This is a genomic window from Variovorax sp. EBFNA2 (assembly GCF_033802765.1).
In the GTDB taxonomy this organism is placed as follows: domain Bacteria; phylum Pseudomonadota; class Gammaproteobacteria; order Burkholderiales; family Burkholderiaceae_C; genus Variovorax; species Variovorax paradoxus_H.
Window position 1 is genome coordinate 2,249,487 of the sequence record NZ_CP138496.1, and the last position, 12,995, is coordinate 2,262,481.

Consider the following 12,995-nt stretch of genomic DNA (forward strand, 5'->3'; position numbering starts at 1 on the left):
GTGCCCGCTCAGCGCTGAAGGAAGGCCGGCACGCCGCGCCCTTGCGACGCCAGGAACCGCATCATCGGATCGACCACCGCGCGCACCGCGGGCCGCGCGCCCACGCGGTCGCGCCAGGCCACGAGGCGCGGCGTGGCATCGGTCATGCCGGCGCCCTTGCGGTCGGCGAACACGTGGGCCATGTAGAAGGCGATGTCGGCGAAGGAGTAGGGGCCGGCCAGGAACTCGCGCGTGGCGAGCAGGCCCTCCATCTCTTCGTAGAAGCGCGCGCAGGCGGCGCAGGCCGCGACCGCGGGCGCGCTCTGCATCGCGTCCTGCAGGCCGAAGAGCTTGATGACGTTCGGGAAGAACACCTCGTCCGACTTCTGCTCCAGCTGCCGCGCGCGGGCCCGGTCGGCAATGCCCTCGGGCCACAGCGCGGGCTGCGGATATCGGTCTTCGAGGTACTCGAAGATCTGCGTCGAATCGAACAGCGCGACCTCGTTGTCGACCAGCACCGGCACCTGCTGCTTCACCGGGTTCACGCGCAGCACCTCGGGGTGCTTGGGCTCGTAGGCGTCGTCGGTGGTGAACGGCACCATGATGAGCTCGAAGGTGATGCCTTTTTCGTACGCGGCGATCTGCACCTTCGCGCCGAACATGCTGAGGGGGCCGGAGTAAATCTGCGTCGTCGTCATGCCCCCGACTTCAACAGAAAGCGCGCGTCAGGTCGAGCCCCAGACTTCCTGCGCGGTTTCGACCACGAGGCGCAGCTTGTTGCGCTGCGCTTCGACGGCGATGTTGTTGCCATGCACCGTGCTGGAGAAGCCGCACTGCGGCGACAGCGCGAGCTGCTCGAGCGGCGCGTACTTGGCGGCGTCCTCGATGCGGCGCTTGAGCTCGTCCTTGTCTTCCATCTCGCCGAACTTGGTGGTCACGAGGCCGAGCACCACCGTCTTGCCCTTGGGCAGGTAGCGCAGCGGCTTGAAGTCGCCCGAGCGCGCGTCGTCGTACTCCATGAAGTAGGCGTCGAGGTCCATCTCCTTCAGGAGTGCCTCGGCCACAGGCTCGTAGTTGCCGGCGGCGGCGTGCGTGCTCTTGAAGTTGCCGCGGCACAGGTGCATGGCCAGCAGCATGCCCGGCGGCTTCTGCGCCACCACCTTGTTGATGAATGCGGCATAGCGGTGGGGCAATTCGTTCGGGTCGTCCCCGCGCTTGCGGGCGGCTTCGCGCATGTGCTCGTCGCACAGGTACGCGAGGTTGGTGTCGTCCATCTGCACGTAGGTGCAGCCGGCGGCGGCCAGCGAGCGCAGCTCGTCGCCGTAGGCCTTGGCCACGTCGTCGTAGAAGGTCGGGTCGAGCTCGGGGTAGGCCTCTTTGCTGATGCCGGCGCGGCCCCCGCGGAAGTGCAGCATCGTCGGCGACGGGATCGTCACCTTCGGCGTGCGGCCGGCCGACACCTGGCTCTTGAGGTACTGGAAGTCGGCGAGCTGGATGTCCTTCACGTGGCGCACCTTGTCGAGCACGCGCATCGCGGGCGGTGCCAGTTCCTCGGTGCCGTCGGGGCGACGGATGGTGACCGGGATGTCGGTCTTCACGCCGCCGAGCTGGTCGAGAAAGTCGATGTGGAAGTAGGTGCGGCGGAACTCGCCGTCGGTGATGCTCTTCAGGCCGATGTCTTCCTGGAAGCGGACGATCTCGGTGATGGCCTTGTCTTCGACCTCGCGCAGTTGCTCGGGCGTGATCTGGCCCTTGGCTTTCTGCTCGCGGGCTTCGAGCAGGTACTGGGGGCGCAGGAAGCTGCCCACGTGGTCGTAGCGGGCGGGCAGGGCGGCATGCTGGGACATGGAATGAACTCCGTCGTGACTGTGAACGAGCGGAATCCTATCGCCTTCGCGCGAAGCTTGTTTGTATACGTTGAACTCGGTGTTTACCCTCGAATAATGGGTTGCACGCTGGAATTTCTCGCTGTTCTGTATACATTGCGTATTCATGAAGACGCCCACGACCGCCTTTCCGCTCAACGCTTGGTATGCCGCCGCCTACGACGTCGAAGTGCGCCACGCGCTGCTGCCCCGCACGATCTGCAACCAGAAGCTGGTGATGTTCCGCCGCACCGACGGCCAGGTGGCCGCGCTCGAAGACGCCTGCTGGCACCGCCTGATGCCGCTGTCGCTGGGCCGCCTCGAAGGCGACGAGCTGGTCTGCGGCTACCACGGCCTCGTCTACAACAGCCAGGGCCGCTGCACCCACATGCCGAGCCAGGAAACGCTGAACCCTTCGGCCTGCGTGCGCAGCTTTCCGGTGGTCGAGAAGCACCGCTTCGTGTGGATCTGGCCCGGCGATCCGGCCAAGGCCGACCCCGCGCTCGTGCCCGACATGCACTGGAACAACGACGCGGCCTGGGCCGGCGACGGCAAGATGATCCGCGTCAACTGCGACTACCGACTCGTGGTCGACAACCTCATGGACCTCACGCACGAGACCTTCGTGCACGGCTCGTCGATCGGCAACCGCGAGGTGGCCGAGGCGCCCTTCGTGGCCACGCACGGCGACCGCTCGGCCACCGTCACACGCTGGATGGAAAACATCGACGCGCCGCCGTTCTGGGGCAACCAGATCCGCCATGCACGCGGCTACACGGGCAAGGTCGACCGCTGGCAGATCATCCGTTTCGAAGGCCCGTGCACCGTGAACATCGACGTCGGCGTGGCCGAGGCGGGCAGCGGCGCCGTGCCGTCGGGCAGCAACCCCGGCGACCGCAGCAAGGGCGTCAACGGCTATGTGCTCAACACGATCACGCCCGAGACCGACAAGACCTGCTTGTACTTCTGGGCCTTCGCACGCAACTACTGCCTGGGCGAACAGCGCCTCACGCACGAGCTGCGCGAGGGCGTGTCGGGCATCTTCCGGGAGGACGAGATCGTGCTCGAGGCGCAGCAGAAAGCCATCGACGAGCACCCCGACCACCAGTTCTACAACCTCAACATCGACGCCGGCTCGATGTGGGCGCGCCGCCTCATCGACCGCATGATCGAGAAGGAGCGGCCCGCGCGCGCCGCGATCCCGATCCACCCCGTCGAAGAGAAGCAGGCGGCGTGATGAAGGTCGCCCCCCTGACTTCCGCCGAGCCCGGCGACAGCGGCAGTTCGCAGGCCGTGAAGGCGCAGCTGCGGCTGCGCGAAATGATTCTGGCGGGCGAGCTGCCTGGCGGCGCGCGCATTGCCGAGGTCGCCATCTCCGAGCAGCTCGGCGTGTCGCGCACGCCGGTGCGCAGCGCGCTCATGCGGCTGGAGCAGGAAGGCTTGCTCGAAGCACTGCCCAACGGCGGCTATGCCGTGCGCACCTTTTCCGAACGCGACGTGGCCGACGCCATCGAGCTGCGCGGCACGCTCGAAGGCCTGGTGGCGCGGCTGGCGGCCGAGCGCGGCGCGGCGCCCGTGGTGCTGCGCGAGGCACGCGCCTGCCTCACGCGGATCGACGAGCTGCTGCGCGAGCCCGCGCTCGACGACGCGGCCTTCTCGCGCTACGTGACGCACAACGAAAAATTCCACGCGCTGCTGTGCGAGATGGCGGGCAGCCCCGTCATCGCGCAGCAGCTCGAACGCGTGGTCAACCTGCCGTTCGCTTCGCCCTCGGGCTTCGTCATCGTGCAGGCGAATTCGCCGGCCGCGCGCGACATGCTCGTGATTGCGCAAGACCAGCACCTGCAGGTGCTCGACGCCATCGAATCCGGCGAGGGTTCGCGCGCCGAGGCGCTGATGCGCGAGCACAGCCGCATCGCACGGCGCAACCTGCGCGAAGCGCTGCACGGCACGCCGAGCGCTGAGCAGCGCCCGTTGCCGGGCGTGCAACTGATCCGCCGTCGCGGCTGATCGACGACCTTCTTCCTTCTTTCTTTTCCTGCTGGTGTTCCCCCGATGAAAAGCGATCTTCAATGGATGCAGGCGCAGGTGGTGGCGCTGCGCGACGTCACGCCCACCGTGCGCGAATTCACGCTGCGCCCAGACGCCGACTTCGTCGCCGCGCATGAGCCCGGCGCCCACCTGCAGGTGCAGGTGATGACCGAGCAGGGTCGCGTGCAGACGCGCTCCTACTCGCTGGTGGGCGAGGGCGACGGCAGCTGCTGGCGCATCGCCGTCAAGCGGCTGGACGACGGCCGTGGCGGCTCGCGCGCGATGTGGCGGCTGGCCGTGGGCGACCGGCTGCAGGTGAGCGCACCGCAGAACCACTTTCCGCTCGACCTCGCGGCGCCCGGCTACCTGCTGGTGGCGGGCGGCATCGGCATCACGCCGCTGGTGCTGATGGCGCAGCGCCTCGGCGCGCTGGCCCAACGCCGCGGCGTGCCGGTGTCGATGCTGTACGGCGCGCGCCATGCGGGCGAGTTCGGCTACCTCGACACCCTGCGCGACGCATTGGGCGAAGCCGGCGTGCAGGCGCACGAAGGCGCCGCGCCGATCGACTTCGACGCCGCCATCGCCGCGCTGCCGCCCGGCGGCCAGCTCTACACCTGCGGCCCGGTGCCGATGCTCGAAGCCGTCAAGCGCGCCTGGGCCGCGGCCGGCCGGCCGCTCGCCGACCTGCGCTTCGAAACCTTCGGCAGCAGCGGGCGCCTCGCGACGCAGGCCTTCACCGTGCGCATTCCGCGTCACGACCTGTCGATCACCGTGCCGGCCGACTGCACCCTGCTCGACGCGCTCGATGCCGCCGGCGTGCAGACGCTGTCGGACTGCAAGCGCGGCGAGTGCGGCCTGTGCGCCATGGACGTGCTGGCGGTCGACGGCGAGGTCGATCACCGCGACGTGTTTTTGAGCCCGCACGAGAAGCAGGCGACCACGCGCATCTGCGCCTGTGTGTCACGCGCCGTGGGTACGCTCACGCTCGATTCCGCCTACCGCCCCGACTGCTGAAAACATCGGTTGCGCGATCATCGCGCAACCATTCGACTGATCGCGCAACAAAGTCCCGTGCGGCGGGTGGGTAGGGGGTTGCCTTCTCCGCCAATTGTTGCGAATTGTTCAAAATACGCCCGGTTTCGCGTTCCGTCCCTCAAAGGAAAACTCCATGCAAAGACGCCATCTCATCCAGACCGCCGGCCTTTCGGCGATTGCGCTCGCCACCGCGCTGTCGCTGCCTGTGGCCAGCGCCCAGGACAACAAGTTCAAGATCGGCCTGATCCTGCCGATGACGGGCCAGTCGGCCTCCACCGGCCGCCAGATCGAGGCCGCCGCGCGCCTGTACATGGCGCAGAACGGCGACACCGTGGCCGGCAAGAAGGTCGAGCTGATCGTGAAGGACGACACCGGCCTGCCCGACGTGACCAAGCGCCTGGCGCAGGAGCTCATCGTCAACGAGAAGGTCAACGTGATCGCCGGCTTCGGCATCACCCCGGCCGCGCTGGCCGCCGCGCCGCTGGCCACGCAGTCGAAGACGCCGCAGGTCGTGATGGCCGCCGCCACTTCGAGCATCACCGAGGCCTCGCCCTACATCGTGCGAAGCAGCTTCACGCTGCCGCAGGTGTCGGTGGTGATGGGCGACTGGGCGCCGAAGAACGGCGTGAAGTCGGTGGTCACGCTGGTCACCGACTACGGCCCCGGCAACGACGCCGAGAAATTCTTCAGCGAGCGTTTCCAGCTCAACGGCGGCAAGGTCATCGAGAAGCTGCGCGTGCCGCTGCGCAACCCCGACTTCGCGCCGTTCCTGCAGAAGGTGCGCGACGCCAAGCCCGACGCGCTGTTCGTCTTCGTGCCCTCGGGCGCGGGCGCGGCCGTGATGAAGCAGTTCCTGGAACGCGGCATGGACAAGGCCGGCATCAAGATGATCGCCACCGGCGACGTGACCGACGACGATCAGCTGAACGACATGGGCGACGGCGCGCTGGGCGTGGTCACCTCGCACCACTACTCGGCCGCGCACCCCTCGGCGCTCAACAAGAAGTTCGTCGAGGCCTTCCAGAAAGCCAACCCCAAGATGCGCCCCAACTTCATGGCCGTGGGCGGCTATGACGGCATGCGCGTGATCTACGAAGCCCTCAAGACCACCAAGGGCCAGGGCGGCGGCGAAGCACTGCTGGCCGCCATGAAGGGCCAGGTCTTCGAGAGCCCGCGCGGCCAGGTACTGATCGATGCGCAGACGCGCGACATCGTGCAGGACGTGTACCTGCGCAAGGTTGAAAAGAAGGACGGGCAGCTCTACAACGTCGAGTTCGACGTGATCAAGGGTGTGAAAGACCCGGGCAAGGCGAAGTAATTTTTGCTTCGTCGTGTGGGAGCGCTGCCGTTCAGGGCGACGCTCCCGCCGACGGGGAACCTTGCTCCGCGAATGTCCCCCGGGGCTGCGCCCCTCCTCCTTGATTTCGCTGCGCAAGGCACCCCATCGACGTGAGCGTGTTCAGAGCACTGGTTGATCGGCTGTGAACCGACAGCGTGCCTTGTGCTCAGGGCACTGGGTGCTTCCCGCAGCGAAATCAAGGAGGAGCGAAGCGGGGGACATTCGCGGAGGGAAGTACCCGGTGGCCTGGGCACGCGCCCTGAACAGCAGCATCCTGAACGAACGCACCAGACCCAGACAACCGACATGCTGACCATTCTTTTCGACGGCATCGCCTACGGCATGCTGCTCTTCGTCCTCGCCGTGGGACTGGCCGTGACGCTCGGGTTGATGAACTTCATCAACCTCGCGCACGGTGCCTTTGCCATGGCGGGTGGCTACCTCACCGTGTTCGCGATGCAGAAGTTCGGCGTGCCGTTCCTGGCCTGCCTGCCGCTCGCGTTCATCGTCGTCGCGCTGGCCGGCGCGCTGCTGGAGCGCACGCTCTACCGGCCGATGTACGGCAAGCCGCACCTGGACCAGGTGCTGTTTTCCATCGGGTTGGCGTTCATGGCCGTCGCGGCCGTCGACTACTTCGTCGGCTCGTCGCAGCAGAACCTGCAGCTGCCCGAGTGGCTGCGCGGGCGCAGCGAATTCGGCGACGGTGCGTTCCTGCTGGGCATGGGCCACTACCGCATCTTCATCATCGCCGTGTGCGCCGTGCTCACCGTGGTGCTGCAGCTCATTCTCTCGAAGACCCGCTTCGGCAGCCGCCTGCGCGCCGCCGTCGACGACCCGCGCGTGGCAGCGGGCCTGGGCATCAACGTCAACATCGTGTTCCTCATGACCTTCGCCGTGGGCTCGGGCCTGGCCGGGCTGGGCGGCGCACTGGGCGCGGAAATCCTCGGGCTCGACCCGACCTTCCCGCTCAAGTACATGATCTATTTCCTCATCGTGGTCTCGGTCGGCGGCACCTCGTCGATCACCGGGCCGCTCGCCGCCGCGCTGCTGCTCGGCATTGCCGACGTGGCGGGCAAGTACTTCATTCCGAAGATGGGCGCGTTCACCGTCTACCTGCTCATGATCCTGATCCTCATGTGGCGGCCGCAAGGCCTGTTCACGCGCAAAGGAGGCCGCTGACATGAGCGCGCCTGCCTATGAATCGGCCCTGCTGCGCACCGCGCGCTGGCGCCCCTGGGAGTTCGTGATCTGGGCCGTGGCCTTCGCGCTGCCGCTGGCCATGCCTTCGCACTCGCTGCTGGTCAACGAGATCGCCATCGTCGCGCTGTTCGCGATGTCGCTCGACCTGATCCTCGGCTACACCGGCATCGTGTCGCTTGGCCATGCGGCCTTCTTCGGCTTCGGTGCGTATGCCGCCGCACTGTTCGCCAAGCTCGTCATGCCCGACCCGACCGTGGGCCTCGTCTTCGCCACCGTGCTGTCGGCCGTGCTGGGCCTCGTGGCCAGCGTGACCATCTTGCGGGGCAGCGACCTCACGCGACTCATGGTCACGCTGGGCACCGCGCTGCTGCTGCTCGAACTCGCCAACAAGCTCGACTGGCTCACCGGCGGCGCCGACGGCCTGCAGGGCGTGGTCATGGGGCCGGTGCTCGGCCTCTTCGAGTTCGACCTCTACGGCCGCACGGCCGCCTGGTACTCGCTGGCCGTGATGCTCGTGCTGTTCCTTGTGATGCGCCGCATCGTGCACTCGCCCTTCGGCGCCACGCTCAAGGCCATCCGCGACAACCGGCTGCGCGCCATGGCCATCGGCATCCCGGTGGTGTCGCGGCTCGCCGTGGTCTACACCGTGGCCGCCGGCATCGCGGGCGCGGCGGGCGCGCTGCTGGCGCAGACCACCGGCTTCGCCTCGCTCGACGTGCTGGCCTTCGACCGCTCGGCCGACGTGCTGCTGATGCTGGTCATCGGCGGCGTCGGCTGGCTCTATGGCGGCGTGACCGGTGCCATCGTCTTCAAGCTGCTGCAGAACTGGCTGTCGTCGGTCACGCCGCAGTACTGGATGTTCTGGATCGGCCTGATCCTCGTGCTGCTGGTGCTCGTGGGGCGCGATCGGCTGCTCAAGCCGTGGACGTGGTTCGGTCTGGGTAAGAAGAAAGGCGGTGCCGCATGAGCGATACCGTGCTCTCGACCCAAGGCCTCGTGATGCGCTTCGGCGGCATCACCGCCACGAACAACGTCACGATGGAACTGAAGCGTGGCGCGCGGCACGCGCTCATCGGACCGAACGGCGCCGGCAAGACCACGCTGATCAATCTGCTGACGGGCGTGCTCACGCCGACCGAAGGCCGCATCTCGCTGCTCGGCGAAGACATCACCACGCTCGCGCCGCACAAGCGCGTGGCGCGCGGGCTGGTGCGCACCTTCCAGATCAACCAGCTGTTCGACTCGATGACGCCGCTGGAAACGCTGGCGCTCGTGGTGTCGCAACAGAAGGGCATCGCCGCGCAATGGTGGCGCCCGCTGGGTGCGGACAAGCGCATCGCCGAGCGGGCCGGACAGCTGCTGGAGCAGTTCCACCTCGCCGACGTGGCGCAGCAGCAGACCAAGTTCATGGCCTACGGCAAGCGCCGCCTGCTGGAGATCGCGATCGCGCTGGCCTGCGAGCCGCGCGTGCTGCTGCTCGACGAACCCGTGGCCGGCGTGCCCGCCGGCGAGCGCGAAGAACTGCTGCAGACCGTGGCCGCGCTGCCGTCCGATGTGTCGGTGCTGCTCATCGAGCACGACATGGACCTGGTGTTCAGCTTTGCCGACCGCATGACGGTGCTCGTCAACGGCGCACTGCTGACCGAGGGCGACCCCGAGACCATCGCCAATGATCCGAAAGTGAAAGAGGTCTACCTGGGCCACGGAACAGACGTGAAGGAGGGTGCCCATGTCTGAACTGCTGCGCATCGAGAACCTGAGTGCCGGCTACGGCGAGGCCGTGGTGCTGCACGACGTGGCCTTCACGCTCGGCGAGGGCCAGACGCTCGCGCTGCTGGGCCGCAACGGCACGGGCAAGACCACGCTCATCAACACGCTGGCCGGCGCCACGCGCCAGCACGGCGGCACCATCGCGCTCGGCGGGCAGACGGCGCTGCACAAGCTGCAGCCGCACCAGCGCGCGGCAGCGGGCATCGGCTGGGTGCCGCAGGAGCGCAACATCTTCAAGTCGCTCACCGTGCACGAGAACCTCACGGCGGTGGAGCGGCCGGGCAAGTGGAACCCGCAGCGCGTGTACGAGATGTTCCCGCGCCTGGCCGAGCGCAAGACCAACCTCGGCACGCAGCTCTCGGGCGGCGAGCAACAGATGCTGGCCGTGGGCCGCGCGCTGGTGCTCAACCCCAAGCTGCTGCTGCTCGACGAGCCGCTCGAAGGGCTCGCGCCGATCATCGTGGAAGAGCTGCTGCGCGCCATTCGCCGCATCACGCAGGACGAGGGGCTCGCCGCGATCATCGTGGAGCAGCACCCGCAGGCGATCCTCGCGATTTCCGACCACGCCGTGGTGCTCGACCACGGGACCATCGTGCACACCGACACGGCGGCGGCGCTGCGTGCGCAGCCGGAAGTGCTGGATCGGCTGCTGGGTGTGGCCAGGTAGCAGCGGGCCATGGTGCGATGGCCGCACCCTGTGAGCAGCGATCTTCAAGAGGCGATTGAAAGAGTTTCCGGGCGCGGGGGCTTTTTCATGCGCGGGTGTCATCGCAGACTGCAGGCCACAAAACTTCTTGCCATACGCAGCGCACCGACCCATGAGCACCACGCCCCTCATCAGCATCGCCGTATTGAAAGCCAGGACCGGCCAGCGCGAGGCGCTGCGCGACGCCTTGAGCGCGCTGGTGGCGCCCACGCGGCAGGAGCCCGGTTGCCTCGACTACACCTTGTTCGAACTCCGCGATGAGCCCGGCAGCTTCTACATGCGCGAGTCGTTCCAGGACCAGGCCGCGCTGGACGCGCACTTCGCCACGCCGTACTTCCAGGCTTTCGAGAAGCGTTTCGACGAACTGCTGGACGCGCCGATCCGGCTGGTGTTCCTGGAGAAGGTCGCCTAGATCGCGCAGCCGTCGGGGCCGCAGGCTTCCGAGGCGGTTGCAGATGGCGCCGGCGCGACGAAAGTGGCGAGCTGCGCCTTCCAGTCGTCCGCACGCCCGAGCCACGGCCCGATGTCGATGCGCCCCGTGCTGCCATCCGCCTGCGCGAGCACGAAGGTCGGGAAGCCCTGGCCGCCCGCGCGCTGCAGCAGGTCGCGGCTCGCGGCGATGTGCTGCGTGGTGGCGTCGCCCGTGTGCTGCTCGACGGCGGTGGCGAAAGCCTCGGCGTCGAAGCCGAGTTCGGCCGCCAGCGCGGCGAGCACGCCGGCTTCAGCGATGCGCTGGCCGTCGACGTAGTGCGCCTGCTGCACGCGGTGCGCCATGTCGAGCCCGCCGCCCGCGCGCAGCGATTCGGCGGCGAGGATGGCGGTGATCGGTGGGGCGGAGTCCATCACCGCGCCGGTGTCGCGCAGCAGGCCTTCGAAGTAGGCCTCGCCGAAGGGCTGGCCCGTGAGCTCGGCGATGCGCTTGTCGTGCGGGATCACGTAGTCGCGCCACTGCGGCGTGATGGGGCGGCGGTTGGCGCCGGTCATCATGCCGCCGCCGTGGAACGCGACGCGCAGGCCCGGCACGGTGCGCGCCGCCTCGACCAGTGGCGCGGCGGCGTAGCACCAGCCGCACAGCGGATCGAAGATGTAGTGCAGGGTGGCGGTGTCGCCGTTGTTGTTGCTGTTCGCGTTCATTGCGGCCACTTCATTTCTCCCTTGATGACCTTGGCGCCGAGTTCGAGCGACGAGGCGTCTTCGAGCTTCGGGTAGCGCTGCTTCATGGCGGCGATGAGTGCGGCCGAGTCCTTGGCCTTGGTGGCTTCGGTCTCGAAGGCCTCGAGGTAGTCGCGCGTGAACTTCACCGAAGCCACGGTGTAGGGCGCCGAGCCGTCGGCGTTGGGCAGGTAGTGGCCGGGCACCACGGTCTTGGGGTGCAGCGCGGCGATGCGGTCGAGGGTCTTGAGCCAGTCGCGGCGCGACTGCACGGTTTGCGTGTCGGCCACCCAGACGTGGATGTTGGCCGACACCGGAATGCCGCCGACCACCGCCTTCAGCGAGGGAATCCACGCGAAGGTGCGCGCGGGCGTGGAGTCGTCGAGGCCGACGACCTGGATCTTCTTGCCTTCGAGCGTGAGGCTGTTGCCGGCCAGCGGCTCGGGCACGACCAGCGCCTGGGGCGCGTTGTCCTTGAGGATCGGGCCCCAGTGCGCGAGCTTGCCGTCCTTCGAGGCCTGGATGGCGGCCACGGTCTGCGGCGTGGCGACGATCTTCGCGTCGGGGAACGCGGCGTGGATCACGTCGAGGCCGAAGTAGTAGTCGGGGTCGCTGTGGCTGATGTAGACCGTGGTCAGCTTCTTGCCGCTGTCCTTGATCTTCTGCACCAGCGCCTGCGCGTCGTTGCGCTGGAACTGGGCGTCGACCAGCACGGCATCGGTGGCGCCGGCGACCAGCACCGACGACACGGGGAACATCGACTTCGTGCCGGGGTTGTAGACGTCGATCTTCAGCGGCTGGGCAGCCTGGGCGGCGAGCGGCGCGAGAGCAAATGCGGCGGACAGGGCGGCGGCGGCAACGAGGGTTCTGCGGTACATGGCGGTGTCTTTCGGTCGGTGGGTTGGATGGGTGACAGCGTGAACAGACCGGATGTTAGGTTGCGCGAAACGAAACAAAAACCGCCCCCGAAACAATGGATCGTTTCGGTTATCGGACGAATCAGGGGCCTTCCGAGCGGTCCGTCGCGCACCGCTCGAGGTGCGCGACCAGCAGCTGCGCCGAGGGCGACAGCGTTGCCTCGCTGCGAAAGCAGATCGCGAAACGCCGGCGCGCCCAGTCGTCCGTGAGCGGCATCAGCCGCAGCCCGAAGGCCTCGGTGAAGGGCCGGGCGACTTCCGCCGGCACCACGCTGATGGCCAGCCCCGCGCGCACCACGCGCAGCGCCGCGTCGAAGTTGGACACCAGCACGCGGTACACGAGCGGCTTGCCGGCCACGGCCGCCTCGCGCGCGAGCATCAGCTGCACGGCGCTCAGTGCGGGCATGCCGACGAACTCGTGGTCGAGCACCTGCTCGAAGCGCACTGCGTCATGGCGCGCCACGGGGTGCGACGGGTGCGCGACGATCGCGAGGTGGTCCGAGCGGTAGTCGCGCCGCTCCAGCCCGTCGAGATCGGCCGCGTCCCAGCACAGGCCGATAGAGGCGACGCCGTCGCGGATGCCGCGCACGATCTCGGGGCTCACGCGCTCTTCCATGTCGACGCGGATGTTGCGGTGCGCCGGGTCTTGCAGAAAGCCGGCCACGTCCTCGGCCAGCGATTCGGCCATGACCGAGGCCGAGGCCAGGATGCGCACATGCCCGCGCGCGCCGCCCGCATACGCGGCCATGTCGCGCTCGATGCGGGTCGCGCTGCCGAGCATGGCGCGCGCGTGTTCGAGCAGCGTTTCGCCGGCCGGCGTCGGCACCACGCCGCGGCGCTTGCGCAGCAGCAGCGGCGTGCCGACGGTGTCTTCGAGCTGCGCGAGGCGCTTGCTGATCGCCGAGCCGACGATGTTCGCTTGCTCGCCCGCGCGCGCGATGCTGCGGCTCTCGCAGACGGCGACGAACAGGCGCAGGGTGGTCAGGTCGAGGTCTCTCATG

13 protein-coding genes and 1 pseudogene are annotated in these 12,995 nt (G+C 68.0%); 9 read left to right on the top strand and 5 right to left on the bottom strand.

The window, feature by feature from the left end:
• Window positions 1-8: 8 nt before the first annotated feature.
• Together RZE79_RS10395 and RZE79_RS10400 are read right to left on the bottom strand one after the other, a co-directional pair.
• Window positions 9-677 carry a glutathione S-transferase family protein gene (locus tag RZE79_RS10395; RefSeq protein ID WP_319360358.1) on the bottom strand — a complete coding sequence of 223 codons (669 nt, stop codon included), beginning with the start codon at window positions 675-677 and terminating at the stop codon, window positions 9-11.
• Between the two features lie 27 nt (window positions 678-704).
• Window positions 705-1,826 carry a 5-methyltetrahydropteroyltriglutamate--homocysteine S-methyltransferase gene (locus RZE79_RS10400; RefSeq protein ID WP_319360359.1) on the bottom strand — a complete coding sequence of 374 codons (1,122 nt, stop codon included), beginning with the start codon at window positions 1,824-1,826 and terminating at the stop codon, window positions 705-707.
• A 145-nt stretch (window positions 1,827-1,971) separates the two neighbouring features.
• Between RZE79_RS10400 and RZE79_RS10405 the strand changes: the two genes are divergently transcribed.
• The 9 genes from RZE79_RS10405 (at window position 1,972) to RZE79_RS10445 (ending at window position 10,337) form a co-directional block, all read left to right on the top strand.
• A complete protein-coding gene (locus RZE79_RS10405) occupies window positions 1,972-3,081 on the top strand; it encodes an aromatic ring-hydroxylating dioxygenase subunit alpha (protein WP_319360360.1) in 1,110 nt (369 codons plus the stop codon).
• On the top strand, window positions 3,081-3,854 hold the full coding sequence (locus RZE79_RS10410; RefSeq protein WP_153285130.1) for a GntR family transcriptional regulator: 774 nt from the start codon (window positions 3,081-3,083) through the stop codon (window positions 3,852-3,854). Before RZE79_RS10405 ends, RZE79_RS10410 begins: the two co-directional genes overlap by 1 nt.
• 45 nt (window positions 3,855-3,899) lie before the next feature.
• Window positions 3,900-4,889 carry a PDR/VanB family oxidoreductase gene (locus RZE79_RS10415; protein ID WP_319360361.1) on the top strand — a complete coding sequence of 330 codons (990 nt, stop codon included), beginning with the start codon at window positions 3,900-3,902 and terminating at the stop codon, window positions 4,887-4,889.
• A gap of 154 nt (window positions 4,890-5,043) precedes the next feature.
• Window positions 5,044-6,228 (top strand): ABC transporter substrate-binding protein, encoded by a 1,185-nt coding sequence (locus RZE79_RS10420; RefSeq protein WP_319360362.1) that lies wholly within the window; start codon window positions 5,044-5,046, stop codon window positions 6,226-6,228.
• 327 nt (window positions 6,229-6,555) lie between these two features.
• A complete protein-coding gene (locus RZE79_RS10425; RefSeq protein WP_319360363.1) occupies window positions 6,556-7,428 on the top strand; it encodes a branched-chain amino acid ABC transporter permease in 873 nt (290 codons plus the stop codon).
• 1 nt (window position 7,429) lies between these two features.
• Window positions 7,430-8,416 carry a branched-chain amino acid ABC transporter permease gene (locus RZE79_RS10430; protein WP_319360364.1) on the top strand — a complete coding sequence of 329 codons (987 nt, stop codon included), beginning with the start codon at window positions 7,430-7,432 and terminating at the stop codon, window positions 8,414-8,416.
• A complete protein-coding gene (locus RZE79_RS10435; RefSeq protein WP_319360365.1) occupies window positions 8,413-9,186 on the top strand; it encodes an ABC transporter ATP-binding protein in 774 nt (257 codons plus the stop codon). Before RZE79_RS10430 ends, RZE79_RS10435 begins: the two co-directional genes overlap by 4 nt.
• On the top strand, window positions 9,179-9,886 hold the full coding sequence (locus RZE79_RS10440) for an ABC transporter ATP-binding protein (protein ID WP_319360366.1): 708 nt from the start codon (window positions 9,179-9,181) through the stop codon (window positions 9,884-9,886). The genes RZE79_RS10435 and RZE79_RS10440 overlap by 8 nt, the downstream gene beginning before the upstream one ends.
• Before the next feature lie 151 nt (window positions 9,887-10,037).
• Window positions 10,038-10,337: a putative quinol monooxygenase gene (locus RZE79_RS10445; RefSeq protein WP_153285123.1), complete on the top strand. Its 300-nt coding sequence runs from the start codon at window positions 10,038-10,040 to the stop codon at window positions 10,335-10,337.
• Here the strand turns inward: RZE79_RS10445 and RZE79_RS10450 are convergent.
• The 3 genes and pseudogenes from RZE79_RS10450 to RZE79_RS10460 all read right to left on the bottom strand — a co-directional run bounded on the left by RZE79_RS10450 (window position 10,334) and on the right by RZE79_RS10460 (window position 12,994).
• The gene (locus tag RZE79_RS10450) at window positions 10,334-11,059 is read right to left on the bottom strand and encodes a DsbA family protein (RefSeq protein ID WP_319360367.1); all 726 of its coding nucleotides are present in this window, start codon (window positions 11,057-11,059) and stop codon (window positions 10,334-10,336) included. The two genes, RZE79_RS10445 and RZE79_RS10450, sit on opposite strands and share 4 nt — an antisense overlap.
• Before the next feature lie 2 nt (window positions 11,060-11,061).
• Window positions 11,062-11,955 (bottom strand): annotated as a pseudogene (locus RZE79_RS10455) (MBL fold metallo-hydrolase); the annotation flags it as partial.
• 121 nt (window positions 11,956-12,076) lie between these two features.
• Entirely contained in the window at window positions 12,077-12,994 is a 918-nt protein-coding gene (locus tag RZE79_RS10460; RefSeq protein WP_319360368.1) for a LysR family transcriptional regulator, read from the bottom strand.
• Window position 12,995: the final 1 nt, after the last annotated feature.